Here is a 25185-nt window from a genome sequence, read left to right on the forward strand (position 1 = left end):
GCAGAACGCAAGCAGCTCTCAGGGCATTGCTCGGTCAGCGAACAGACTGCACAGGTCTGATACCGCAAAAATACCGCATTGCATTGGCGACACGCAGGCCTTCAGACTATGCTGCAACTGCAATCGCCGCATCGCGGCGAATTGACAGAGACATATTCTTTCGCGTAATGCTTTCCAAACGCAATAAGATTGCCACGCCAAATTGCCCTGACCGGAGACCCAGATGACCGAAACCCAGACACGTGACAAGCCTTGGCTGATCCGCACCTATGCCGGCCATTCGACGGCCTCCGCCTCCAACGCGCTGTACCGCAATAACCTTGCCAAGGGTCAGACCGGTCTTTCTGTGGCCTTCGACCTGCCGACACAGACGGGTTATGACAGCGACCATGTTCTGGCGCGCGGCGAGGTTGGCAAGGTCGGTGTCCCAGTTTGTCATCTGGGTGACATGCGCACGCTGTTTCAGGAAATTCCGCTGGAGCAGATGAACACCTCAATGACGATCAACGCGACAGCCCCTTGGCTGCTGTCGCTTTATATTGCGGCGGCCGAGGAACAAGGGGCGGATATCTCCAAGCTTCAAGGCACGGTGCAGAACGACCTGATCAAGGAATACCTGTCGCGCGGCACCTATATCTGCCCGCCGAAACCTAGCCTCAAGATGATCGGGGATGTGGCTGAATACTGCTATCGACATGTTCCCAAATGGAATCCGATGAATGTTTGTTCCTATCACTTGCAAGAGGCTGGCGCGACCCCCGAACAAGAGCTTTCTTTTGCGCTTGCCACGGCAATTGCCGTTCTGGACGAGTTAAAGCCGCGCGTCGCCGACGAAGATTTCCCGGCGCTTTGCGGGCGGATTTCCTTTTTTGTGAATGCAGGCATCCGTTTCGTCACCGAGATGTGCAAGATGCGCGCATTTGTCGATCTCTGGGACGAAATCCTGTTGGAACGCTATGGCGTAGACGAACCCAAATACCGCCGGTTCCGCTATGGCGTGCAGGTCAACAGCCTTGGCCTGACGGAACAACAGCCCGAGAACAACGTCTACCGCATTCTGATCGAAATGCTCGCAGTGACACTGAGCAAAAAAGCGCGCGCGCGTGCCGTACAGTTGCCGGCCTGGAACGAGGCGCTTGGCCTGCCCCGCCCGTGGGATCAACAATGGTCAATGCGCATGCAGCAGATCCTGGCGTATGAAACCGATTTGCTGGAATACGACGACCTGTTTGATGACAATCCTGCAGTGGATCGCAAGGTCCAGGCGCTGAAGGACGGAGCGCGCGCCGAATTGGCGAATATCGGGTCAATGGGCGGCGCGATTGGCGCGATCGACTATATGAAGGGCCGCTTGGTGGACTCGAACGCCGAACGTCTGGGACGGATCGAGCGCAACGAAACCGTTGTGGTCGGCGTGAACCGCTGGACAGACGGAGAAGCCAGCCCGTTGGTCGGCGAAGACGGTGGCATCATGGTGGTCGATCCGGCGGTTGAACAGGAACAGATCGGACGCCTGAACGAGTGGCGTGCGACGCGGGACAACGTGGCTGTCAAATCCGCACTCGCAGCCCTGAGAAAAGCAGCTGCAAAGGGCGAAAACGTCATGCCGGCGTCGATCGCCTGTGCCAAGGCGGGCGTCACCACCGGTGAATGGGCGGGCGAGATGCGCGCCGTTCATGGCGAATACCGTGCGCCCACCGGGGTTTCAAAGGCTGTGTCGAACAAGACCGAAGGTCTGGACGACCTGCGTGCCATGGTCGACGCGGTCAGCGACAGCCTTGGTCAAAGATTGAAATTCCTTGTCGGCAAGCCGGGGCTTGACGGTCATTCCAACGGTGCTGAACAGATTGCATTTCGTGCGCGAGATTGCGGAATGGACATCGACTATGAGGGTATTCGCCTGACGCCAGAGCAGATTGTCGAGGCCGCAAAGAACGGCGCCCATGTCTTGGGTCTTTCGATCCTTTCTGGCAGCCATATCCCATTGGTCGAAGAGGTTATGCAGCGCATGCGCGAGGCCGGACTAGGTACTCCGGTCGTTGTCGGCGGAATCATCCCGGACGACGATGCGGCGCGGCTATTGGCCATGGGCGTCGCCAAGGTCTATACCCCAAAGGATTTCGAACTAAACGCCATTATGCGCGATGTCGTGACTCTGGCCGATCCCAAGGCAGTTGCCGCCGAATAAGGCTCAACCGCAGCTTGCGAGCTCGCAAGGCCATTCCCTATAACAGGGCGTGGCCTTGTTTTTTTTGCGCGAATTCCAGCCAATATGCTCGTTCAATTGCGCCTGCCACAAAATAATGCCTTGTGATATTGGCGATAATTTCTATTTCTCCAACTGGTATATGGAGACAAAGAATGAATATCGATCTGGACAACCTTTCGAGGGACGAGCTGCAAGCTCTGATCAAAGACGCTCAAAAAGCCCTGAAATCTGTTGATGCGCGCCGAATGGCCGAGGCGAAACGTGCTGCTGAAAAAGCCGCAAAAGAATTTGGCTTTTCGTTGGATGAAGTGATCGGCTCAGGTGCCAAAGGGTCCAAGGGCGCACCAAAATATGCCAACCCCGCCGATCCCAGCCAGACCTGGACAGGCCGCGGTCGCAAACCCAATTGGGTGATCGAGGCCTTGGCCTCCGGAAAAACGCTTGACGATCTGAGCCTTTAATCGGATTGCGATATGACGTTTCACATCGGCGCTGAACCTGGGCAGATCGCAGAAACAGTCCTTTTGCCCGGCGATCCACTGCGGGCAGAATGGGCGGCTCAAACCTTTCTGGACAATCCAGAATGCGTCAACCGCGTCCGCGGAATGCTTGGGTATACGGGAACTTACAAAGGCAACCGTGTGACGATCCACGGTTCGGGCATGGGAATGCCGAGCCTGTCGATCTATGCCAATGAGCTGATCAAGGATTATGGCGCAAAAACGCTGGTCCGAATTGGATCGTGCGGCGCGATGCAGAAAACCGTCGGTATTCGCGACGTTATTCTCGCAATGACTGCCTCTTCACTTTCAACCCCGTCGCGCGGAATTTTTAAGGAATTGAACTTCGCACCCTGCGCGGACTTCGGCCTTTTGCGGGCGGCTGCCGAGGTTGCAGAAAAACGCGGCGTAACGCACCACGTTGGCGGTATTTATTCCTCAGACGTATTTTATGACGAGCGTCCCGATTTGAACGAACAGATGACCCGACATGGAATTCTGGGCGTCGAAATGGAGGCGGCCGAACTTTATAATCTTGCCGCGCGCTATGGCGTGCGCGCCTTGGCGGTCCTAACTGTTTCCGATCACCTAATTACCCATGAGGCCCTGCCCGCCGAGGATCGGGAACGGTCTTTCGGCGACATGGTGGAAATTGCGTTGGACGCCGCTTTTTCCTGAGATCACAGCCCCTTGATAAAGCCCCCCCCGCACAGCGCCTTTGGCACTGGCGGGGCCTCCCTTTTTGTGGGCAGCAAGAGCGGCGCTATTGTTGCCACCGTCGAAAACCACAAAATTGGTGACATTCAACGCCAAAAATTTTGGGATTCAGGTCGTTGAGGTCGCCGCACGGCAACAGGAATCCGATCGCGCGCATGTCATCTCAGGCCGTGACCGAGTAGACCACCGCCCTACAGCCCATGACTGCCGTCATAGCCATTTCGCGCTGGTTCGTGCCACGCCTCCAACATCTGTGGATCGGGCGCAAGAATGTCGACCTTCAGTGGATGACAGGATGCCATATCCGAACTGTGCTCGGACCCGCAATCGCCGCCAGGACAGGCACTTAGCGCGCCCAAAAGGTCGATCTCGGCGAAAAAAGTCAGATGATCGCCGGGGCGAACCGGGCTGGCCTTCATGAAATATTGCCCGGTATCACGGGTAAAGCCCGTGCACATGAAGGCGTTCAGAACGTCGTGGACATGTGGCTCAGCTTGATCCAGACGAAGATCCATCGCCTGCGCCAGAGCGCGGGTCAGGTTCGAATGGCAACAATGGTGATACTGGCTGCCCTGCAATAGGTTCCCGGTATAAGGATCGCACCGCGTCCCGATCACGTCATGGACCGAGCCTCCGAATGCGTCGATGCCATACCACTCCAGCGTGTCCTCGACGATCGTCGCCATCGGCCGCAAATTCGGAAAGTTCGACCACATCCGTTCTCCAACGGACAGATGCGTGCCGTGCAAAGCGCGGGTCTTGCCTGAATAGAACCGTTCGGACAGATCGTTGGCATTCCACAGGTTCAAATCGCCAACTTGTGAGCCCTCGGTGCAAGTAATGCGGAAAAAGTGACCTTTGGGAACACTGAACGAACAAGCCTGGCGCGGCTCGGCGATCACGGTTTCCGTCACAGCGGCGGTCGCCAAGGCACGCCCGTAAAGCGCCATATCCGGTTGCGGCAGGCTTTCGTTGGGATAGCAAATGACAGGCAAAACGGCGCGGCGCGCCTCGGCGTCAGATGGGGCTTGAGTCATGGCCTCTCCTGTGGTTTTGCACAGCTAAGGCCTTTGGCTGCGCTCTGTCCAGACACATGCGCCCAGTGAAGCGAGCTGGTTTTCGGGATTTGGAAAAGAAACTGTGCCGGAGCACCCAAACCCCGACCCTCACCACAACGTAAGCCCAAAAAAGGCAGGGCCTACGGTCAGGGTTAACCGCAGGCCCGCAGTCGCCGCTATTCACGACCACCGAAATTGTCGGCGCGCCCCGGTCAAGGAACACGCTGATGGGGTCAGATCACCACGACATCCAGCGGCGGGAAGCCGTTGAAGCCAACCGACGCATAGGTCGAGGTGTAAGCTCCGCAATTGCGGATCACGATCCGGTCGCCCGAAGCCAGACCCAGCGGCAATTGGACCGGCTGCTTTTCGTACAGCACATCCGCGCTGTCGCAGGACGGGCCTGCAAGGATACAGGGGCCTGTCGGCTCGTGGTCGCGCGAGGTCATGAATTGATAGCGGATCGCTTCGCCTTCGGTTTCGGCAAGTCCCGAAAAACGGCCAATGTCGAGATAGACCCAACGGTGCAGATCATTGTCAGACTTGCGCGAAACCAGCAGAACCTCGGCGGCAATTGCGCCTGCCTCGGCCACAAGGCCGCGGCCCGGCTCGGCCATGATCTGCTCGACAGCGCCAAAACGAGCGCGGATCTGCGACATAACCTCAGCGGCATAGTTTGCGGGTGCGTCGATGCTCTGGCCGTGAAAGGCCGGGAACCCGCCGCCGATGTTAAGCAAGGTCAGCTCGTGGCCAGCGTCTTGCGCGGCTTTCCAGATCGCCGCCACCTGATCCAGCACCGGCGCCCACATCGCGGCGCGGCGCGTTTGCGAGCCGACGTGGAAGGACAGGCCAACCGGGTACAGGTCCAGCGACTTGGCAAGGTCGATCAGGCCAAGCACCTTGTCACGGGTGCAGCCGAATTTGCGGGTCAGCGGCCAGTCGGCTTCGCAATTCTCGACGATGACACGGATATAGACGCGGGCACCGGGCGCATTTTGCGCCAGCTTCAGCAGTTCTTCTTCGGCGTCTGCGGCGAACAGGGTGATGCCTGCCTCGTGCGCCCATGCAATATCGGAGGCCCGCTTGATGGTGTTGCCAAAGGAAATGCGGTCCGGCGTGGCGCCAGCGGCCAGGCAAGCCTGAATTTCGACACGCGATGCGGCATCAAATCCCGAGCCAAGCCCAACCAGAGTGGACAAGATTTCAGGGGCTGGGTTGGCTTTTACGGCATAGTGGATGTGCGCACGTCCCAGACCTTGGGCCAGCGCAGCATACTGGCGTGCGACGGCGGCACGATCAATCACCAGCGTCGGGCGCTCAAAGCTGTGCATGCCGATATAGGCCTCTGCGGCGCTGAGCGAAGATTGGGTTGCGGACAGGGAATCACAGGCGGCGAGCCCGGTTACGTAGGCGTTCATAGTCATCTCCGATCAGACCCGGGCCAACATGGCCCGACCAGTATAAAGGGAGACGTTACCGTCGCTACGTAACCTTAGGGGTGTAACCCCTTTCGCCAGAGGTGCGTGCGTTGGCGTCTGTGAGCGGGCATATGAGGCCAAAGGCGGATTCGATCAAGAAGAAATTTCCCCTTTTACGAGAAATTTTGAAATAAATGTTTGTGGGATACATCATTCCCGGCTGCCGCGTTCGTGGCGGCGGCGCCATTCGCGAGCATAGACAGATTCTTCACTGTGTTTTCGTGTCAGAGCCTGGGCACGGGCGGCGGCTTCTTGCGGGGTCTCGGCCCGGGTTTCGGACGGCAGGGTCATTGCCGCGCGCTGATAGGGAATGACCTGCACCATCGGCGTACCTGCGGGCAATGTCATCTCGGTGGTCTCACCGGTCCAGAGAAATGGCACATTGATAGGGACATCCAGCGCGTCGCAATCCACGGAACCACTGAACGTCTGAAATGGAAGCTCAAAATGATTGATCGGATGAAGAAATGCCGCTGACCATCCGGCAGGCAGAACCACCCGCCACGGGTTGATGAATTTGAGCGGTTGCTTGCCTTGAAAAGGCGGTTTGTCAGCGCCAATTTGGCCGGGATGATGAAGGTCCAAGGGGGCAAAGGCGACGTCACGACTCCAGTGAAACTGCAACTGGCCGGTTTGAGGATCTGCCCCGGTCGAAATGCTGTAAGGCAGTGGAATGATCCAGCCAAGCGACATCACATCGGCCACTGGCAGACAGGCGCGAACGGTCAATCCGGGCAACCCATGCGCGTCCATCATGTCCATCTCTCGGGGCAAGGCGCGGAACCACTCCGGAAGTTCCTTGGAGGCGGGTACAGGCGGTGGGATCCGGCCCTCAAGTTCGGGCGGGCAGAGGAACGAAATCTCGCTCATCGCTGGTCGCTCTGATTCACGCAGATCTTGGGGGGTTTGCCCTGCGGTCCGCGTGTTTCCTTACCGCAATTGACGCAGGTCCAACGGCTTTCGGTTCCGTCACGATATTCACGCCAACGGCACCGGCGCGTTGCCCGGTTCGAAAAGATGACGACAAGAAGAAAAGCGATGAGAACGCCGACGACAACAATCATTCCAAAAGCCTAGGCAGCTCTGAAAGTTGCCGCAAGGGCCGCACTCAGAGGCATGGTGCGACTGATATGCGCAGGAATTGTCAACATGCGGCTCCCGGGTCCATGAGTTTCAACCCCGAGGCTGAGAAACCCGTGATCCCGGGTGGAGATCAGTCAGATTCCGAGCAGATACGGCGTGTGATCTGCGACGGTCCAAACATTGCGTGTTCAGCTTTCTGGATCGTACCAATCCGGATCAAGCCGCGACTGGCAAGTCTTCGTAAACGGGCGACTCGCAAACCGGACGCTTTTCCGGGGTATAATAGGCCCATGCCTGTTCAAGGGCTTCAAGGGCGCGTTCTGCGGGGGACTTCTGCAGTTTGTTCATAGGAGGTGTCTTCCTGTTTGTGACTCCTCTTCCCTGACCGCAAACTATGCCTTGCCCTGCCCTCGTACATCAAACAATCGCGCAAAGGCGGTTTGCGGCAGAAGCAAGTTTCCGCAGGGGAATCCAAAACCAAAAAGCCGGCCCAAAAGGACCGGCTTTTCAGCAATTTACAGGATTCGGCGCTTACACAGCGCGATCCACCATCATCTTCTTGATTTCGGCAATCGCCAGCGCCGGGTTCAACCCTTTGGGGCAAGTGCGGGCGCAGTTCATGATGGTGTGGCAGCGATACAGCTTGAAGGGATCCTCAAGCTCATCCAGACGCTCGCCTGTGGCCTCATCGCGGCTGTCGATGATCCAGCGATAGGCATGCAGCAGCGCCGCCGGTCCAAGGTACCGGTCGCCATTCCACCAGTAACTCGGGCAAGAGGTCGAACAGGACGCGCACATAACGCATTCATACAGACCATCAAGCTTTTTGCGATCCTCGATGGACTGCTTCCACTCTTTCGCCGGGCGGTTGGTCTTGGTCTCGAGCCAAGGCATGATGCTGGCGTGCTGCGCATAAAAATGGGTCAGGTCAGGGATCAGATCCTTGACCACCGGCATGTGCGGCAGCGGATAGATCTTAACGTCGCCCTTGATCTCGTCGAGACCATAGATGCAGGCCAGCGTGTTGATCCCGTCAATGTTCATCGCACAAGACCCACAGATGCCCTCGCGGCAGGACCGACGGAAGGTCAGGGTCGGGTCGATCTCATTCTTGATCTTGATGAGCGCGCCCAAAACCATCGGCCCGCATTTGTCCATGTCGAGGAAGTAAGTGTCGACACGGGGATTTTCTCCATCTTCCGGGCTCCAGCGATAAATCTGGAACTTGCGGGTGTTGGTCGATCCTTCCGGTTTGGGCCATGTCTTACCCGTGCGGATCTTGGAATTCTTGGGGAGGGTGAATTGAACCATCTCTCTCTCCTTATAGAAGCAAAGCGGGCAAGCCTTCGGCTGCCAGGCAGGTCAATGTCTCGGGCTTTGAGACGATGTTGGTGACAATCTCCACCGTGGATTGGGTCGGGCCAGCCACGCTGTCGAGCGCAAGCGCCCGGATTTGCGGAGCGCTGGCATTGTCGATGATGCAATTAATCGTGGGCTCGACCGGAACACCGGGAAAGCGTTCGGCAACCACCGGGGTGATGGCCGAGCGCGCAGCCTCGCGGGCGAATTGATCCTGTGCCTGCGGCGAGCACGCCGCCAGACCAAGGCCCGCAAGCAAGACGGCCCCGCGAACCCTATGTCCCATCAGTTGAAACAATAGGAGTTTCCCTTGTACAACTTGGGCGCGCCCGGGTTGCATCCGGCCGACAAATTCATCATCCCGCCGTTGGAGCGTGTCACGTAACCGCTGCCCTCTGGGCCAGCAAAGCCCAGATGACGCGCCGCACAGGCATTGATCTCGTGCGCGGCGCCAGCACTGACGACCCCGCCTTCGACCACCCTCAGCATGGGATAGCCATTGCGATAGGTCGTCTCAATATAGGTTTCAGCGCCATTGGGCGGCACGCCAAACAGGCGGTCCTGACAGGCCAGCAGGATATCGCGCTGGCCGCGTTCGGATTCGGCCTGAACCGAGTCGGCAAACCCTGCGCTGCCGCTCAGCGAAACGGCCAGAATCGCGGCGGCCCCTACCCCTGTCAAAACCTTGCGCATCAGAACGTCCTCGCTTTTGGAGCAATCTTTTTCAACTCAATGCCGCCTTCCGCTTCGGTGGTCAGCGGATCGACGATCACCGGGCGGTAGGTCAGATCAACCTTGTTGCCCTCGACGCGCGAAATCGTGTGCACACGCCAGTTTTCGTCGTCGCGAGTGGCAAAATCCTCGTGTGCATGAGCCCCGCGGCTTTCCTTGCGTGCCTCGGCACCAACGATGGTGGCCAGCGCGTTGGGCATGAGGTTTGTCAGCTCCAGCGTTTCCATCAAGTCCGAGTTCCAGACGAGGCTGCGGTCTGTGACCTTGATATCGTCCAACTTCGCCGCGATGGCGGTCATCGCCTCGACGCCTTCGGCCATGGTCTTGGCCGTGCGGAACACCGCAGCATCGCGCTGCATGGTTTTCTGCATCTCAAGGCGCAGCTCAGCAGTCGGGGTGCCACCGTTGGCATTGCGCAGACCGTCAAAACGGTCAAAGGCTTTGTCGATCTCTGACGCGGGTGCCTTGAGCGTCGCGGTCTCCGGGTTGACGATCTTGCCAGCGCGGATGGCGGCGGCACGGCCAAAGACCACAAGGTCAATGAGCGAGTTCGAGCCAAGACGGTTGGCGCCATGCACCGAGGCACAGCCCGCCTCGCCCACGGCCATCAGGCCCGGCACAATCGCTTGCGGGTCATCCTTGGAGGGATTCAGCACCTCGCCCCAATAGTTCGTTGGGATGCCGCCCATGTTGTAGTGCACCGTGGGCAGAACCGGAATCGGCTCCTTGGTGACGTCGACACCGGCAAAGATCTTGGCGCTTTCTGAAATGCCGGGCAGACGCTCGGCCAGCGCTTCGGCAGGCAGGTGCGACAGGTTGAGGTGGATGTGGTCCCCCTCCTCGCCAACACCGCGGCCCTCGCGGATCTCCATGGTCATGGAGCGCGAGACGTAGTCACGTGGCGCGAGATCCTTGTAGGTCGGCGCGTAGCGCTCCATGAAACGCTCGCCTTCGGAGTTGGTCAGGTAACCGCCCTCACCGCGTGCGCCCTCGGTGATCAGGCAGCCGGAACCGTAGATGCCCGTGGGGTGGAACTGAACGAATTCCATATCCTGCAGCGGCAGCCCTGCGCGGGCGACCATGCCGCCACCGTCGCCGGTGCAGGTGTGCGCGGAGGTGGCGGAGAAATAGGCGCGGCCATAGCCACCGGTCGCCAGAACGACCATTTTGGCGTTGAAGACATGCATCGTGCCGTCATCGAGTTTCCAGCAAACCACGCCTTTGCATTCACCGTCTTCCATCAGCAGGTCGATGGCGAAATACTCGATGTAGAATTCCGCATTGTTCTTCAGCGACTGGCCATAGAGCGTGTGCAGAATGGCGTGGCCGGTGCGGTCAGCGGCCGCGCAGGTGCGCTGCACCGGAGGGCCTTCGCCGAATTCTGTGGTGTGCCCACCGAACGGGCGCTGATAAATTTTGCCTTCTTCGGTACGGCTGAACGGCACGCCGTAATGCTCAAGCTCATAAACCGCCTTGGGCGCTTCACGGGCGAGATATTCCATCGCGTCGGTATCGCCAAGCCAGTCCGACCCTTTTACAGTGTCGAACATATGCCATTGCCAGCTGTCGGGGCCCATGTTGGACAGCGACGCGGCAATGCCGCCCTGCGCGGCAACAGTGTGCGAGCGGGTCGGGAAAACCTTGGTGACGCAAGCGGTGCGCAGCCCCTGCTCGGCCATGCCCAGCGTCGCGCGAAGTCCCGCGCCGCCGGCGCCGACGACCACGACGTCATAATCATGCGTCTCGTATTCGTATGCAGCCATTGTTCTTTACCTTGAATTTAGAGGGCCAGTCGCGCAATGGCGAAGATGCCGACAGCGGCGGCGCCATAGCTGAGGCAGGTCACAAGCAAAATCACCACTTTCTCGGTGGTGCCGTGGACGTAGTCCTCGATCATGACCTGGGCGCCATCGTTGAAGTGTTTGAAGCCAACGGCGATGGTCAGCGCGGCGATGATCGCCGGGAAGGGGCGGCTGTAATAGGCCAGCACCTCTTCGTACGTGCCCCCAAGGGCGCTGCCAAAGGTGAAGACGAAGAACGGGATGAGGATCAGCAGCGCAACAGCGCTTTTCTTCATGGCCCAGAAGTGCCCAGTGCCGGATTTCGCAGAACCCATGCCAACGGCGCGTTTGCGGTCGGTCAGAAATGCCATAGTTCAGCGCTCCCTTACACGATCAATGCGGTGAGAATTGTCAGGATTACCGAGCCGCCGACAACGGCCCAACCCAGTTTCTCGGCGCTCTCGAGATCAAGCATCTTGGCATTGTCCCAGATCAGGTGCCGGATGCCTGCCAGCGTGTGATACCACAACGCCCAAAGCGACAGGAACATGATCAGATCGCCAAACCAAGAGGTGACGAAAGCGTTGACCGTGTTGAAATAGTCTTCGGAGGTCGCAGCGGCGAGCAGCCACCAAACGATCAGCAGCGACCCGACGATCAAACCGTTTCCGGTGATGCGGGTCAGGATCGAGGTGATGGAGTTCAACTGCGGGCGGTAAATCTGCAGGTGCGGTGACAGCGGGCGGTTGCCACGGTTCACGTCGGCCATGAGCGATGTCCTTTCGGTTCCCTTGACTTGTGTTGTAATGGTTTTGTGGCACAAGTCACGGGGGCACAGCGCTAACAAGCGCGGTTTTTTGGCGCAACTTGGGTCTTTTCTGTTAATTTGTGATCACACACGAAAAACCGTGATCACAAATTCATGGCAACACAAAAAGAATTTGTCGCTAACCAACGATGCCTTTGATTCTTAGCCTGAATATTTCACTCAGGAAAACCAAGTCGATTGAGGGCCGCCCGGCTTTGCTGACGCAACCCTTGATCGTCGGAGCTCAGTTCTCTGTGTATTCGCGCCATGAGGGTCGACAATTTTTGTTGCTCGATCAAGGCGCGCAGCGTTTCAGGGATATTGGCCTCGGGTATGGCCAGCACCTCTTCGGATACATGTGGCAGCGAAGTATGTGGCATGAAAAGCCCCCATCGAGTGTGCGAATCTCTCTCTCCCTGACAAAACCTTAACTTTTGATCGGAGCACGAGTGACTCCTTTTTGTGACCTGCCCCGGGACGACAACAACATCACATCGGCATCAGCGCCCAATAGTCGAGGTCCAGAAGAACATTTTTGCCATACTTGCCGTCCTCGCCCTTCAAGGTGAATGGCTCCCCTCCTTTGGTCGCCACAAGGCGCAGGCGGATGGCACCAACGCCGGGAGCCGACGTCTCGGCCTTGTCCAGCACCTCGCTCCAGGCCTTGACGGTGTCGCCCGCGAAACAGGGGTTTGCATGGGCGCCGCCGTTCAACCCGACGATCATCTGGGCATTGGCCAGCCCATTAAAAGACAACGCACGCGCCATTGAGATGACATGCCCGCCATAGATCAGGCGGCCTTCGGGGCGGAAGGTCAGGTCGAAATGAACCTTGGCCGTGTTCTGCCATAGGCGCGTCGCGATCATGTGCTCGGCCTCTTCGATGGTGACGCCATCGACGTGGTCAATCTTTTCGCCAATCTCGTAGTCGCCCCAGCGATGCGGCTCGCCGGCGAGGGTAAAATCGTAATCGCTGAAATCAAGGCCCTGCGGGATCGCCAGATCGCCCGGATCAAGGGCCGTTTTCAGATCGGGCAGAACGGTGTCCGGCGCCGGCGCATCAAGGTCGTTCTTACGCACCATGACCCAGCGACAGTACTCCATCACGACTTCGTCGCGCTGGTTGATCCCCCGGGTGCGCACATAGACAACGCCAGTCTTGCCGTTGGAGTTCTGCTTGAGCCCGATCACCTCGGACGTGGAACGCAGCGTATCACCCGGATAGACTGGCATCAGCCAGCGGCCCTCGGCATAGCCAAGGTTCGCGACAGCATTCAAAGAGACATCCGGCACCGTCTTGCCAAAAACCACGTGAAACGCCACCAGATCGTCGATCGGAGAGGCGCTCAGCCCGCAGCGTTGTGCGAACTGGTCAGAAGAATACAGTGCGTGGCGGGCGGGATAAAGCGCGTGGTAGAGCGCCCGCTCCCCGCCCGAGACTGTCCGGGGCACGGCGTGGTCGATGACCTGACCTATGGCGTAATCTTCGAAAAAGCGGCCCGGATTGGTCTTTGCCATTCTTACTGTTCTCCCAGTTTTACATCACGGGTGTAGGTGCCCTCGACCTCTTTCACCACAGCCTGCCCGCAACGCATCACGCCATTGGCTGCGTCAAAGGCATAGGTCGGATCGCCATGCAGCGCCCAGCCCTTGTTCAGGGCGTCCGTGACCTTGTGACAGAAGGCCGAGGTGTCGTCCTCGGACAAAAAGCGATAGAGTTTCATGAGTGTTATCCGAACGTTGGGTATCCAAGCCAAGTGTGGATCATACCGATCACACCCAGCAACACGACCGAGGCAACAAGAAAAATGACATCTTTCTTGATGGTGCCTTTGACAGGCGGCGTCCACTCTGGCTCGGCCCGGTTGATCACGGCCATTTCCACCAAGGCCCATGCCCCGAGCCCACCGAACAGGATAAAGGACGCCACATCGCCATTCACCAAAAGATGCGCTACGGCCCAGAGCAGGAAACCGGTCAGCATCGGGTGGCGCATCTTGTAGAACAGCGCGCCTTTGGAGGGGCCGGGACTGAACATATAAAGCGACACGATCATGATCATGTTGTTGATGCCCACGGTGGCCGGGTGGCGACCCCAGAAAAAGGCACCGTCTGCGGCGCGATAGCCGAAAATCATCATCAGGATCGAAACGGCGAGGGCCCCGGCGATCAGCCCTTTCCCCTTGTCACCCAGATTGGCTCGCGCATCAGGCGCCAGCCGTTTGAACAAATGCGCAGCCCACCAAAGCGCGACACCCAGAATCAAGAGCAGCATTACAGTCTCCCTGTTTCGTTTAGGTGCAGCCTCGCTTTATTCTGTCAGAGCCGCAATGGCTTCGGCCTTGGCAAGGGTCTTGCGGGCGGTTTCGACATGCAGGTTTTCAACGATCTTGCCGTCGACCACGGCGACACCGCCGCCCTTTGCCACCGTCTCTTCGAAAGCGTCAATTTGGCGCTTGGCAAGATCGATTTCAGCTTCAGACGGGGCAAAGGCCGCATTGGCAACCTCGATTTGCGCCGGGTGGATCAGCGTCTTGCCATCCATACCCATATCGCGGCCTTGCTCGCATTCCGCTTTCAGGCCTTCATCGTCCTTGAAAGCATTATAAACTCCATCGACGATCACCACATCGTGGGCTTTCGCGGCCAGAAGGCATAGGCCAATCCCTGGCAACATCGGCAAGCGGTCAGCCCGGAACCGGCTGTTCAGTTCCTTGGCCAGATCGTTGGTGCCCATCACCATACCTGCCAATTTCGGATGCGCGGCAATCTCGGCGGCCGCAAGCATCCCCTTGGGCGTCTCCATCATCGCCCAAAGCGGCTTGTCACACAGGCTTGCCAACGCATCCAACTGAGCGGCGTTTTCAACCTTGGGCAGCAGGATGGCATCACAGTCCATTTCTGCGACGGCCTTGGCGTCCGCCTCGCCCCATTCGGTGTCTAGACCGTTGATGCGAACGATGCGGGTGCGATTGCCATAGCTGGTCTTGAGGGCGGCCGTCAGCGTGCCGCGGGCGGCCACCTTTTCTCCGGGGGCCACCGCGTCTTCGAGATCGAAGATTATCGCATCGATGGGCAGCGTCCGGGCCTTTTCCAAGGCACGATCCTTGGAGCCGGGGATATAGAGAACCGAGCGGTAGGGGCGGGCTGCCATGTCCATGAAAACCTCCTGAGGGCAATAATGTTGCGCGCAAAGGGGCATTTTTAGTTGGAAAGTTCAAGACTAAATACGCCGCAGTGCAGAAAATACACGAAAATGCGATGCTTTTTCAGGCGAATTATTTCGCATTCGACGCACCGCGCGCGTCGTTAACCTTATCTAAGCGGCTGAGACCGGATGGTATGGACATCGCCGAAAAGCGGCGAGGGAAAGGGCGAAACAGGGCCGCCCACCCGGATCGAGGGGACCCAAAAGGGACCGGACGGGCGGCAAAGCCGCGATCAAGCCGGTGCGCAACCAAAAGGGTAATGCGATGACGGAAAAGTTTGTGAAACTGACGATGCTGTCAGCAGGCGTGTTGCTGGCTGCGGCCACGATGGTCAAGGCACAAAGCGCGCAGAATTGCGCGCCGCGCGATCTGGTCGTGACGCGGCTGGCGGATAAATACGGTGAAACGCGCCAGTCCATGGGATTGGGCAGCAACAACGCCATGATGGAGGTGTTCGCCTCGGTCGAGACTGGCTCCTGGACCATCACCGTAACGACGGCTCAGGGCGTGACCTGCCTGGTGGCCAGCGGCCAGGCCTTTGAGGAACTTGCAGAGGCGCTCCCACCCAAAGGTGACGATGCTTGATCCAGAGGGAAGACGATAAGCCGGCAAAAATCGAGTGAGGGGGGCTCTACCCCTGTCGCCAAGGCGCCCCCCTCCCCCCGGAATATTTGACAACCTGTGAGACAGGCGCGGCGTTTCAGGTCAGTACGTCATAGATCAACTTCAGACCAGTGCAGGTCAGCGCCACATAGGTAACTGCAAAGAAGAGGCTTTCGGGCATTTTATGGTGTGCCTTGATGCCCAGCCAGGTGCCCAGAACGGCAAACGGGGCCAGCGCAAGATCCATCAAAAGCGTCTCTTTGGTGAAAATGCCCATGCCGGCGTAAAAGCCCGACTTGAACAGGTTGACGGCCCAGAAAATCAGGACCGTCGTCGCCTGATAGCGTGTCTTGGCCAGCCCCTGCCCCAGCAGATAAACCGCGGCGGCCGGCCCGCCCGCATGGCTTACAAAACTGGTAAACCCCAATACCAATCCAGCAATCAAACCAGTGCGCCTGCCAAATCGCGTACGGCCCAATCGGATCAGGCCAAACTTTTGTGCCGCTTGCCAAGCGACAAAAAGCAAGGCCACCACGCCGATGATCAGGCGGATCGCATCGGGGTTTGCCCAAGCATAGAAAAGCGCGCCGATCACTGTGCCGGGAATTCCGCCCAGCAGCAGCACCTTGGCCGAAGGCCAATCCCATTTACGCCAGTATGCGGGCAGACTGCTGGCATCGATCAGCATCAAAAGCGGCAGCATCAACCCCAGCGCGATCCCGGGATCCAGCACAAGCGCAAGAATCGACGCGCTGGCAAAGGCGACCCCAGAGCCAAAACCGCCTTTGGAAATCCCCGCAAAGATCACGGCTGGGATCGTAAAGGCAAAAACTGAAAGGCTAAATAATTCCAACTGGATCACCTCTAAGCTGTCGATTAATCAGCCATTATCGCGCCGGCGATCAAAGTGATAGCCCTAACGGCAAATGTGCCGCGGCGCAGCACCCTTGCGCGACGCTTCGTAAAGGCTTAGGCAAACGGCCAAATTCACGTAGGACTGGAGACAAAATCCATGGCCAGACCCAAAATCGCCCTGATCGGCGCGGGACAGATTGGCGGAACGCTTGCTCACCTTGCAGCAATGAAAGAATTGGGCGACGTCGTCCTGTTCGACATTGCTGAGGGCACGCCTGAAGGCAAGGCGCTCGACATCGCCGAATCCGGCCCCAGCGAAGGCTTTGACGCCAAGCTGCGCGGCACACAGGACTATGCCGATATCGCTGGCGCAGACGTCTGCATCGTCACCGCTGGCGTGCCGCGCAAGCCCGGCATGAGCCGCGACGACCTCCTCGGGATCAACCTCAAGGTCATGAAGTCGGTTGGCGAAGGCATCCGCGATAACGCCCCCGACGCGTTCGTGATCTGCATTACAAACCCGCTCGACGCGATGGTCTGGGCTTTGCAGCAGTTCTCGGGCCTGCCCGCGAACAAGGTCTGCGGCATGGCCGGTGTTCTGGACAGCGCACGCTTCCGCCACTTCCTGTCGCTGGAATTCGATGTCTCGATGAAAGACGTCAGTGCCTTCGTTCTGGGTGGTCACGGCGATACCATGGTGCCTTCGGTGCGTTACTCGACCGTTGGCGGCATCCCGCTGCCCGATCTGGTCGAAATGGGCCTGACCACACAGGACAAGCTTGACGCCATCGTACAGCGCACCCGTGACGGCGGCGCCGAGATCGTTGGCCTGCTGAAGACCGGATCGGCGTTCTACGCCCCGGCAACCTCGGCGATCGAGATGGCCGAAGCCTATCTGAAAGACCAAAAGCGCGTTCTGCCCTGCGCCGCCCATTGCGATGGCGAGCTGGGCGTGAAGGACATGTATGTCGGCGTGCCGACCGTGATTGGCGCTGGCGGCATCGAGAAGGTCTTGAACATCAAGCTTAACAAAGAAGAGCAAGAGATGTTCGACAAATCGGTTGATGCGGTCAAAGGTCTGGTCGAAGCCTGCAAGGCGATCGACAGCTCGCTGACCTGATCCGCAATCGATTTTATGAATGCAGCCCCGGGAACCCAGGCGGTCCCCGGGGCTTCTTTTTGACCGGGTCTCAGACCAAGGGCAGGCCGAAGTGTTTGTCGAGGATGGCGCCCAACTGAGGCTGCCGCGCCACCAGCGCCGAATCGAATTTGGCAGGCGACAGATCCGGCATCTGCGACAAAATCCGGGTGATCTCGGGACGCGGGTCAAAGGGGGGCTTCGATCAGCAGTGCGCCGGAGCTAGTCCATCAAAGTGCAACAGATGCGTCGAGGTACTTTTGTACCGCTCGGCCCGGTCGCGGGTGTTGCCCTTGAAAGCCAAATGAATGCCAAAGCGCAAAGGCCCGCAGGCTTGCACGCCGCATTTGCCCGCGCAATGGCCAAGTACGCCTTGCAGCAGCACAGCCAGATGATCGCCAAGGATCACCGGATCGTTCGTCTTGCCGTCCGCGCGGCGATTCAGCCCCTTGGTCGAGGTGCGAAAAACTCCATCAAAATCGCGTTGATCGGGGTATTGGCCGCATAAAGCCGCTCGGCCAAGGGCAGGTGCAATTCGCAGTCCAGTTCGGACAAGACCCTCAATTCATCCGCCAAGGGACGCGACTGCAACAGGAATTCATCTGCATTGATGTGAAACAGCCAGTCAGCATGGGTTCGGGCCAGAGAGTGATTTGCGTTCAGAGATTGCCGACGGTTGATCGATGCGGGCCTTTGGCGGCGCGGGGCAAGATCCTGCTGGGCAAGGTGTCACGATGCCCCCGTTAGCGCGGCCAGTGTTTCGGCGACGGGATCTTGGGGATCATCGAGATAAACATGGACCTCATGCGCGCCGGTTGCCAGATGCCATGCATCATTCCTCAGAACCAACTGAGCAGGCTCGCAAACCGTCATGGCGATAGCCCAATTGGCCACAAATCACCCCTGAGAATCTTTATCGACTCAAGCCTAAACCGGCGCTTCGGCGCCTCCAAGCGCTAACAGTTTATCAACTTGTGATCACACCCGGCAAAGCTGTGATCACAAATGTCGAAAACTCGCGGGATTTTTCCGCTAACACCAATTTTTTGTTTAACTCGGCCTGCTAGGCGGGCCTATACCGTCTGAAATCGCAGCAAAACGGGGATAACCGACCCATGAACATCCACGAATATCAGGCCAAGGCGCTTTTGCGTTCCTACGGCGCACCGGTTTCGGACGGCCGTGCCGTCACGAAAGCCGAAGACGCCAAGAATGCCGCAGGTGAACTGGACGGGCCCCTTTGGGTCGTAAAGGCACAGATCCACGCAGGTGGTCGCGGCAAGGGCAAATTCAAAGAGGCTGAAGCTGGGGAAAAGGGCGGTGTCCGTCTTGCCAAGTCGGTCGAAGAGGCCGCCGAAGAAGCCAAGAAGATGCTCGGCAAGACTCTGGTCACACACCAGACCGGCCCCGCAGGCAAGCAAGTCAACCGCATCTACATCGAAGACGGTTCCGACATTGAGCGTGAGCTGTATCTCGCACTGCTGGTGGACCGCCAGACCAGCCGCATTTCCTTTGTCTGCTCGACCGAGGGCGGCATGGACATCGAAGAGGTCGCCGCATCGACCCCGGAAAAGATCCTGTCCTTCTCAGTTGATCCCGCGACCGGCTACCAGCCGTTCCACGGCCGCCGCGTTGCCTTTTCGCTGGGCCTGACCGGCGGTGCCGTCAAGCAGTGCGTCAAGCTAATGGGCATTCTCTACAAGGCCTTCGTCGAGAAGGACATGGAGATGCTGGAAATCAACCCGCTGATCGTCATGCCCGGCGGCGACCTCAAGGTTCTGGATGCCAAGGTCGGTTTCGACGGGAACGCCATGTACCGCCATCCCGACATCGCGGAACTTCGCGATGAAACCGAGGAAGACTCCAAGGAGCTCGAAGCGTCGAAGTACGACCTGAACTACATCGCGCTGGACGGCGAGATTGGCTGCATGGTCAATGGCGCGGGACTGGCGATGGCGACGATGGACATCATCAAGCTGTACGGCGCAGAGCCTGCCAACTTCCTCGACGTGGGCGGCGGCGCGACCAAGGAAAAGGTCACCGAGGCGTTCAAGATCATCACCTCTGACCCCAACGTCAAAGGCATCCTCGTCAACATCTTCGGCGGCATCATGCGCTGCGATGTGATCGCCGAGGGCGTCATTGCCGCTGTGAAAGAGGTCGGCCTGCAAGTTCCGCTGGTAGTCCGACTTGAGGGCACCAACGTCGAAGAGGGCAAAGCCATCATCAACAACAGCGATGTTGACGTGATCGCGGCGGATGACCTGAGCGACGGCGCGGAGAAGATCGTGAAAGCTGTGAAGGGATAAGGCTTTGAGGCTTGCGGCGATTATCCCCTTTTGCTTGGTTTTGGCTGGACCAGCCAGCGCTCAAGACTTGGCAGAACGCGGCGCCAAATTGTTCGTTAGCGCCTGTCTGAACTCCGAGGCTCTCGCCCTAGATAGGCGAAGCTCCTTTGAGGACGGCGTTCGAGCGGTTGCAGTTGCAGATCATACGTTTGCAGCTGCAAAGCGGCAGGGAATAACAAAAGGACTGTCGGGTCGTCCGGAGGTGACGGTTTCTCGCGACAGAACCGAAAGCGACTATTGGTGCCATGTTTCGTCGAAAGACCTGACAGCGGACGATGTAACCAAGTATTTCGCATGGGTCCAAAAGAAGGCGGGCAACGGAAAGAAACCCACCTCTACAGGACCGGCGAAATGGGATGATGCTCCCTACGACCGTTACATTTCTGGCCGCCGTGCCGAATTCAAGTCCAAGGGTCGCTCGCTGCTACTCGAAGCTTTTCACTTCAAATCATCGAAAGGGCCGGTCGGTTCTTTCACTGTCCACATCGTTCATTCCGTTTCAGACAACTGAAAACGAGCTTGAAAAATCAAGGAGAACGCCAAAATGGCAGTCCTCATCGACGAAAACACCAAAGTGATCTGTCAGGGCCTTACCGGCTCGCAGGGCACGTTCCACACCGAACAGGCCATCGCCTATGGCACCAAGATGGTCGGAGGCGTGACACCGGGCAAGGGTGGCATGACGCACCTCGACCTGCCGGTCTTCAACTCGGTCCATGAGGCCAAGCATGTCACCGAGGCCAATGCCTCCGTGATCTACGTCCCGCCCCCCTTCGCCGCCGACAGTATCCTCGAAGCGATCGACGCGGAGATGGAGCTGATCGTCTGCATCACCGAAGGCATTCCGGTGCTCGACATGATGCGCGTGGCGCGCGCTCTGGATGGCTCCAAGAGCCGTCTGATCGGGCCGAACTGCCCCGGCGTAATCACGCCCGGGGCCTGCAAGATCGGCATCATGCCGGGCCATATCCACAAGCGCGGCTCCGTCGGCGTTGTGTCGCGCTCGGGCACGCTGACCTACGAGGCTGTCAAGCAGACCACTGACATCGGCCTTGGCCAGTCCTCCGCCGTGGGCATCGGCGGCGATCCGATCAAGGGCACCGAGCATATCGACGTGCTGGAGATGTTCCTTGCCGATCCGGAAACCACCTCGATCATCATGATCGGTGAAATCGGTGGCAGCGCGGAAGAAGAAGCCGCGCAGTTCCTGGCCGACGAGAAGAAGAAGGGCCGCTGGAAGCCAACCGCTGGTTTCATCGCGGGCCGCACGGCACCTCCGGGCCGCCGCATGGGCCACGCTGGCGCGATTGTCGCCGGTGGCAAGGGCGGCGCCGAGGACAAGATCGAAGCGATGAAGGCCGCTGGCATCGTCGTCGCCGACAGCCCCGCCACGCTGGGTGAGGCCGTGATGGAAGCGATCAACAAGGGCTGAGAATGCTGTACAGTCGGGGCCACGCCTTTATCTATTCGCAGTTGAACCGGACGGGGAGTTCTTCGACCGGGCTCTACCTGCGTCAGTTTTGTGGCCCTGACTTCACCCCAACGACCCCCTGGACGCCGGAGATCATCTCGAACTCCGGTGTCGTCGGACGTGTTGGCGCGCGCGAGACCTTTACGGTTGAGCCGCGGTTTCAGGTCCACATGGCGCTCGACGCCATGCACGCGGGCCTTGGAGCCGAGATCTGGGATCGCTGTGCCATCGTGTCGAACATGCGAAATCCTTACACGCGGACGATGTCGATCCGGAATGTCTGGGAACGTCAGGGCCGGATCGAAGCCAGCGAGGATGCCGATGTTGTACGCGGGCAGATCGACGCCATGGATATCGAAGGCATGGGTCTGAGGACTCGGGAGCTCACGCATCTGGACGGGCGATATGCCCTGACCCATATCCTGTTCACGGAGACCCTCGAAGGCGATCTTCAGGCGCTGGCCGCGGATCGCGGACTTACCCCGCCGCACCCCTCCCGGCCGCGCCTCCAGTCGAACGAGAATGCGCTCAAATCCCGCCATCCGGGCGAATTCATTTCGCCGGACGCCCGCCGCAGAATTGAGGCCGCCTATGGTTGGATCTTCGATCTTTACGGCTACTCCCGCCATCCCGATGATGCACTGCAGCCGCCGGCCTGCCGCCAAGCCGGCTGGAGCGGGCCGACGGACGGCCTTGCCACGTTTCAGAGGGAAGGCCAGATATGACCACGCGATGCCTGATGGCCTTGCGGCACCGACCCGACACGCCGTGCAAATCCGATAATCCAGACACCCTGCCCAACGTGACCCAACGCCCCCGCAACCCCGAGGTGCTAAAATGAACGACCAAAGCCCCAATGACCTGTTTCATGCTTCCAGCTTTATGCAGGGGCACAACGCGGAATACCTCGAACAGATGTATGCCCGCTATGCCAATGACCCGAACGCGGTAGACGCCTCGTGGCAGGCCTTCTTTTCGCAGCTCGGCGACGACGACATGGACGTCAAGAAAGAGGCCGCAGGCCCGTCCTGGGCGCGTGGCGACTGGCCGCCCGTTCCCAATGACGACCTGACCGGCGCGCTGACAGGCGAATGGCCGATGCCGATGGTCCCTGCCGAAGCCAAGGGCGCAGGTCAAAAGATCAAGGACGCCGCTGCGGCCAAGGGTGTCGAGGTCAGCGACGAAGCCATCCAGCGCGCTGTTCTGGACAGCATCCGCGCGCTCATGCTGATCCGCGCCTACCGGATCCGGGGCCATCTGGCCGCCGACCTGGACCCACTGGGGATGCGGGACAGCACCAACCATCCGGAACTGGACGCGAAATCCTATGGCTTTACCGAAGCCGACATGGATCGCCCGATCTTTATCGACAACGTGCTGGGCCTGCAGATCGCCTCGCTGCGCGAGATCCTGAGCATCGTCAAACGCACCTACTGCGGCACCTTCGCGCTGCAATACATGCACATTTCCGACCCCGAGCAATCCGCCTGGCTGAAAGAGCGGATCGAAGGCTTTGGCAAGGAAATCCAGTTCACCCGTGAAGGCCGCAAAGCCATCCTGAACAAAATGGTCGAAGCCGAGGGTTTCGAGAAATTCCTGCACGTCAAATACATGGGCACCAAGCGCTTTGGCCTTGATGGTGGCGAAAGCCTGATCCCCGCGATGGAGCAGATCATCAAGCGCGGCGGCAACCTTGGCGTCAAGGAAATCGTCGTCGGCATGCCCCACCGTGGCCGTTTGTCGGTTCTGGCGAACGTCATGCAAAAGCCCTACAAGGCGATCTTCAACGAATTCCAGGGCGGCAGCTTCAAGCCCGAGGATGTCGACGGCTCGGGCGATGTGAAATACCACCTCGGGGCGTCTTCGGACCGCGAATTCGATGGCAACTCCGTGCACCTGTCGCTGACCGCCAACCCCTCGCACCTTGAGGCGGTGAACCCCGTGGTTCTGGGCAAGGTTCGCGCCAAGCAGGACCAGATGGGCGATCCGACCCGCACCAAGGTTCTGCCGATCCTGCTGCACGGCGATGCCGCTTTTGCCGGTCAGGGTGTGGTTGCGGAATGTTTTGCCCTGTCCGGTCTGCGCGGTCACAAGACCGGCGGCACAATCCATATCGTGGTGAACAACCAGATCGGCTTTACCACGGCGCCGCATTTCTCGCGCTCCTCGCCCTACCCCACCGACAACGCGCTGGTGGTCGAGGCGCCGATCTTCCACGTCAACGGTGACGATCCCGAGGCCGTGGTGCATGCCGCCAAAGTCGCGACCGAGTTCCGTCAGAAGTTTGGCAAGGACGTGGTCATCGACATTTTCTGCTATCGCCGCTTCGGTCACAACGAAGGCGATGAGCCCATGTTCACCAATCCGATCATGTACAAAAAGATCAAGGGCCACAAAACGACCCTGTCGCTGTACACTGAACGGCTGGTCAAGGATGGCCTCATCCCCGAGGGGGAGATTGAGGATATGAAGGCCGCTTTCCAGGCCAGGCTGAACGAAGAATTCGAGGCTGGAAAAACCTACAAGCCGAACAAGGCCGACTGGCTGGACGGCCGTTGGTCGCATCTGGATCGCCAGAAGCAAGGCAAATACCAGCGCGGCAAGACTTCGATCGAAGAATCGACGCTCAAGGAAGTTGGCGGCGCGATCACCCGCGTGCCCGACGGCTTCCCGCTGCACAAGACGGTTGGCCGACTCGTGGAAACCCGTGCGAACATGGTCGAAACCGGTCAGGGCTATGACTGGGCAACCGCCGAGGCGCTGGCCTTTGGCTCTCTCCTGACCGAAGGCTATCCGGTGCGTCTGGCCGGACAGGACAGCACGCGCGGCACCTTCTCGCAGCGCCACTCCGCCTTTATCGACCAGTCGACCGAAGAACGCTATTACCCGCTGAACCACATCCGCGAAGGTCAGGCCAAGTACGAAGTGATCGACAGCGCCCTGTCCGAATACGCGGTGCTGGGCTTTGAATACGGCTACTCGATGGCTGAACCCAACGCCCTGACCCTGTGGGAAGCGCAGTTCGGCGACTTTGCCAACGGCGCACAGATCATGTTCGATCAGTTCGTCTCCTCGGGCGAAAGCAAATGGTTGCGCATGTCCGGCCTGGTCTGCCTGCTGCCGCATGGCTTTGAAGGTCAGGGACCCGAGCATTCGTCCGCGCGGTTGGAGCGTTTCTTGCAGATGTGCGGTCAGGACAACTGGATCGTGGCGAACTGTTCGACCCCGGCAAACTATTTCCACATCCTGCGCCGCCAGCTGCACCGCAGCTTCCGCAAGCCGCTGGTTCTGATGACGCCGAAATCGCTGCTGCGTCACAAGCTCTGCGTCTCGGACGCCGAGATGTTCACCACTGGTTCATCCTTCCACCGCGTCCTTTGGGACGATGCGGAGAAAGGCCATTCCGACACCAAGCTGGTCTCTGACGACAAGATCAAGCGCGTCGTGATGTGTTCGGGCAAGGTCTATTACGACCTTCTCGAAGAACGCGATGCCCGCGGCATCGAGGACGTCTATCTGATGCGTTTCGAGCAGTTCTACCCCTTCCCGGCGATCTCCGCCGTGAAAGAGCTTGAGCGTTTCAAGAACGCCGAAATGATCTGGTGTCAGGAAGAGCCCAAGAACCAGGGCGCATGGACCTTTATCGAACCCAACCTCGAATGGGTGCTGGGGCGCATCGACGCCACCCACAAGCGACCACGTTACGTGGGCCGCGCCACCTCGGCCTCGCCCGCGACGGGTCTGGCCAGCCAGCACAAAGCACAGCAAGCCGCGCTCGTTGACGAAGCGCTGACGATTGATTGAACCCTCAAGTAGCCAAGCGCTAGGGTAACAAA

The 25185-nt window shown here is 59.0% G+C and carries 27 protein-coding genes; 11 read left to right on the forward strand and 16 right to left on the reverse strand.

Annotation, left to right across the window (positions count from 1 at the left end):
- Positions 1 to 223 precede the first annotated feature (223 nt).
- The 3 genes from ACOYQJ_RS13245 to deoD all read left to right on the forward strand — a co-directional run bounded on the left by ACOYQJ_RS13245 (position 224) and on the right by deoD (position 3387).
- Positions 224 to 2188, forward strand: coding sequence for a methylmalonyl-CoA mutase family protein (locus ACOYQJ_RS13245; RefSeq protein ID WP_422906505.1), 1965 nt, complete (start codon positions 224 to 226; stop codon positions 2186 to 2188).
- Positions 2189 to 2361: 173 nt separating this feature from the next.
- Entirely contained in the window at positions 2362 to 2670 is a 309-nt protein-coding gene (locus tag ACOYQJ_RS13250) for an H-NS histone family protein (protein ID WP_422906506.1), read from the forward strand.
- Positions 2671 to 2682: 12 nt separating this feature from the next.
- The gene (gene deoD, locus ACOYQJ_RS13255; protein WP_422906507.1) at positions 2683 to 3387 is read left to right on the forward strand and encodes a purine-nucleoside phosphorylase; all 705 of its coding nucleotides are present in this window, start codon (positions 2683 to 2685) and stop codon (positions 3385 to 3387) included.
- A gap of 230 nt (positions 3388 to 3617) precedes the next feature.
- Here deoD and ACOYQJ_RS13260 read toward each other — a convergent pair whose 3' ends face one another.
- The 15 genes from ACOYQJ_RS13260 to ACOYQJ_RS13330 form a co-directional block, all read right to left on the reverse strand.
- Entirely contained in the window at positions 3618 to 4463 is an 846-nt protein-coding gene (locus tag ACOYQJ_RS13260; protein ID WP_422906508.1) for an urea carboxylase-associated family protein, read from the reverse strand.
- Positions 4464 to 4717: 254 nt separating this feature from the next.
- Positions 4718 to 5902: a type III PLP-dependent enzyme gene (locus tag ACOYQJ_RS13265; protein WP_422906509.1), complete on the reverse strand. Its 1185-nt coding sequence runs from the start codon at positions 5900 to 5902 to the stop codon at positions 4718 to 4720.
- Positions 5903 to 6112: 210 nt separating this feature from the next.
- Positions 6113 to 6832: a hypothetical protein gene (locus ACOYQJ_RS13270; RefSeq protein WP_422906510.1), complete on the reverse strand. Its 720-nt coding sequence runs from the start codon at positions 6830 to 6832 to the stop codon at positions 6113 to 6115.
- Between the two features lie 429 nt (positions 6833 to 7261).
- A complete protein-coding gene (locus tag ACOYQJ_RS13275) occupies positions 7262 to 7393 on the reverse strand; it encodes a hypothetical protein (protein WP_422906511.1) in 132 nt (43 codons plus the stop codon).
- 183 nt (positions 7394 to 7576) lie between these two features.
- Positions 7577 to 8356 carry a succinate dehydrogenase iron-sulfur subunit gene (locus ACOYQJ_RS13280; RefSeq protein ID WP_422906512.1) on the reverse strand — a complete coding sequence of 260 codons (780 nt, stop codon included), beginning with the start codon at positions 8354 to 8356 and terminating at the stop codon, positions 7577 to 7579.
- Positions 8357 to 8366: 10 nt separating this feature from the next.
- Positions 8367 to 8690 carry a hypothetical protein gene (locus ACOYQJ_RS13285; RefSeq protein WP_422906513.1) on the reverse strand — a complete coding sequence of 108 codons (324 nt, stop codon included), beginning with the start codon at positions 8688 to 8690 and terminating at the stop codon, positions 8367 to 8369.
- Complete coding sequence (locus tag ACOYQJ_RS13290) at positions 8690 to 9097, reverse strand: hypothetical protein (protein ID WP_422906514.1); 408 nt, start codon at positions 9095 to 9097, stop codon at positions 8690 to 8692. Before ACOYQJ_RS13290 ends, ACOYQJ_RS13285 begins: the two co-directional genes overlap by 1 nt.
- On the reverse strand, positions 9097 to 10899 hold the full coding sequence (gene sdhA / locus ACOYQJ_RS13295; protein ID WP_422906515.1) for a succinate dehydrogenase flavoprotein subunit: 1803 nt from the start codon (positions 10897 to 10899) through the stop codon (positions 9097 to 9099). Before sdhA ends, ACOYQJ_RS13290 begins: the two co-directional genes overlap by 1 nt.
- 17 nt (positions 10900 to 10916) lie before the next feature.
- On the reverse strand, positions 10917 to 11288 hold the full coding sequence (sdhD, locus tag ACOYQJ_RS13300) for a succinate dehydrogenase, hydrophobic membrane anchor protein (protein WP_422906516.1): 372 nt from the start codon (positions 11286 to 11288) through the stop codon (positions 10917 to 10919).
- A gap of 14 nt (positions 11289 to 11302) precedes the next feature.
- Positions 11303 to 11686 carry a succinate dehydrogenase, cytochrome b556 subunit gene (gene sdhC / locus ACOYQJ_RS13305; RefSeq protein ID WP_422906517.1) on the reverse strand — a complete coding sequence of 128 codons (384 nt, stop codon included), beginning with the start codon at positions 11684 to 11686 and terminating at the stop codon, positions 11303 to 11305.
- Between the two features lie 215 nt (positions 11687 to 11901).
- The gene (locus ACOYQJ_RS13310) at positions 11902 to 12105 is read right to left on the reverse strand and encodes a hypothetical protein (RefSeq protein WP_422906518.1); all 204 of its coding nucleotides are present in this window, start codon (positions 12103 to 12105) and stop codon (positions 11902 to 11904) included.
- 109 nt (positions 12106 to 12214) lie between these two features.
- Positions 12215 to 13243 carry a MaoC family dehydratase gene (locus ACOYQJ_RS13315; protein WP_422906519.1) on the reverse strand — a complete coding sequence of 343 codons (1029 nt, stop codon included), beginning with the start codon at positions 13241 to 13243 and terminating at the stop codon, positions 12215 to 12217.
- Positions 13244 to 13245: 2 nt separating this feature from the next.
- Entirely contained in the window at positions 13246 to 13449 is a 204-nt protein-coding gene (locus ACOYQJ_RS13320; protein ID WP_422906520.1) for a DUF1737 domain-containing protein, read from the reverse strand.
- A 5-nt stretch (positions 13450 to 13454) separates the two neighbouring features.
- Positions 13455 to 14000, reverse strand: coding sequence for an NnrU family protein (locus ACOYQJ_RS13325; RefSeq protein WP_422906521.1), 546 nt, complete (start codon positions 13998 to 14000; stop codon positions 13455 to 13457).
- Positions 14001 to 14036: 36 nt separating this feature from the next.
- Positions 14037 to 14885: an HpcH/HpaI aldolase/citrate lyase family protein gene (locus ACOYQJ_RS13330; RefSeq protein ID WP_422906522.1), complete on the reverse strand. Its 849-nt coding sequence runs from the start codon at positions 14883 to 14885 to the stop codon at positions 14037 to 14039.
- Between the two features lie 313 nt (positions 14886 to 15198).
- Here ACOYQJ_RS13330 and ACOYQJ_RS13335 point away from each other — a divergent pair, with 313 nt between their 5' ends.
- Positions 15199 to 15519, forward strand: coding sequence for a hypothetical protein (locus ACOYQJ_RS13335; protein ID WP_422906523.1), 321 nt, complete (start codon positions 15199 to 15201; stop codon positions 15517 to 15519).
- A gap of 115 nt (positions 15520 to 15634) precedes the next feature.
- Here the strand turns inward: ACOYQJ_RS13335 and ACOYQJ_RS13340 are convergent, their stop codons facing one another.
- The gene (locus ACOYQJ_RS13340) at positions 15635 to 16390 is read right to left on the reverse strand and encodes a sulfite exporter TauE/SafE family protein (protein ID WP_422906524.1); all 756 of its coding nucleotides are present in this window, start codon (positions 16388 to 16390) and stop codon (positions 15635 to 15637) included.
- Positions 16391 to 16549: 159 nt separating this feature from the next.
- Here ACOYQJ_RS13340 and mdh point away from each other — a divergent pair, with 159 nt between their 5' ends.
- The 7 genes from mdh (at position 16550) to ACOYQJ_RS13375 (ending at position 25153) form a co-directional block, all read left to right on the forward strand.
- A complete protein-coding gene (gene mdh, locus ACOYQJ_RS13345) occupies positions 16550 to 17512 on the forward strand; it encodes a malate dehydrogenase (protein ID WP_422906525.1) in 963 nt (320 codons plus the stop codon).
- A gap of 262 nt (positions 17513 to 17774) precedes the next feature.
- Positions 17775 to 18038: a hypothetical protein gene (locus ACOYQJ_RS13350; RefSeq protein ID WP_422906526.1), complete on the forward strand. Its 264-nt coding sequence runs from the start codon at positions 17775 to 17777 to the stop codon at positions 18036 to 18038.
- A 607-nt stretch (positions 18039 to 18645) separates the two neighbouring features.
- On the forward strand, positions 18646 to 19839 hold the full coding sequence (gene sucC / locus ACOYQJ_RS13355) for an ADP-forming succinate--CoA ligase subunit beta (protein WP_422906527.1): 1194 nt from the start codon (positions 18646 to 18648) through the stop codon (positions 19837 to 19839).
- Between the two features lie 4 nt (positions 19840 to 19843).
- Positions 19844 to 20389: a hypothetical protein gene (locus tag ACOYQJ_RS13360; protein ID WP_422906528.1), complete on the forward strand. Its 546-nt coding sequence runs from the start codon at positions 19844 to 19846 to the stop codon at positions 20387 to 20389.
- Between the two features lie 33 nt (positions 20390 to 20422).
- Entirely contained in the window at positions 20423 to 21310 is an 888-nt protein-coding gene (gene sucD, locus ACOYQJ_RS13365; protein WP_422906529.1) for a succinate--CoA ligase subunit alpha, read from the forward strand.
- A 2-nt stretch (positions 21311 to 21312) separates the two neighbouring features.
- Positions 21313 to 22074, forward strand: coding sequence for a hypothetical protein (locus ACOYQJ_RS13370; RefSeq protein WP_422906530.1), 762 nt, complete (start codon positions 21313 to 21315; stop codon positions 22072 to 22074).
- 112 nt (positions 22075 to 22186) lie between these two features.
- The gene (locus ACOYQJ_RS13375) at positions 22187 to 25153 is read left to right on the forward strand and encodes a 2-oxoglutarate dehydrogenase E1 component (RefSeq protein WP_422906531.1); all 2967 of its coding nucleotides are present in this window, start codon (positions 22187 to 22189) and stop codon (positions 25151 to 25153) included.
- Positions 25154 to 25185: the final 32 nt, after the last annotated feature.

The sequence above is a fragment of the Pacificoceanicola algae genome (assembly GCF_049341065.1).
In the GTDB taxonomy this organism is placed as follows: domain Bacteria; phylum Pseudomonadota; class Alphaproteobacteria; order Rhodobacterales; family Rhodobacteraceae; genus Pacificoceanicola.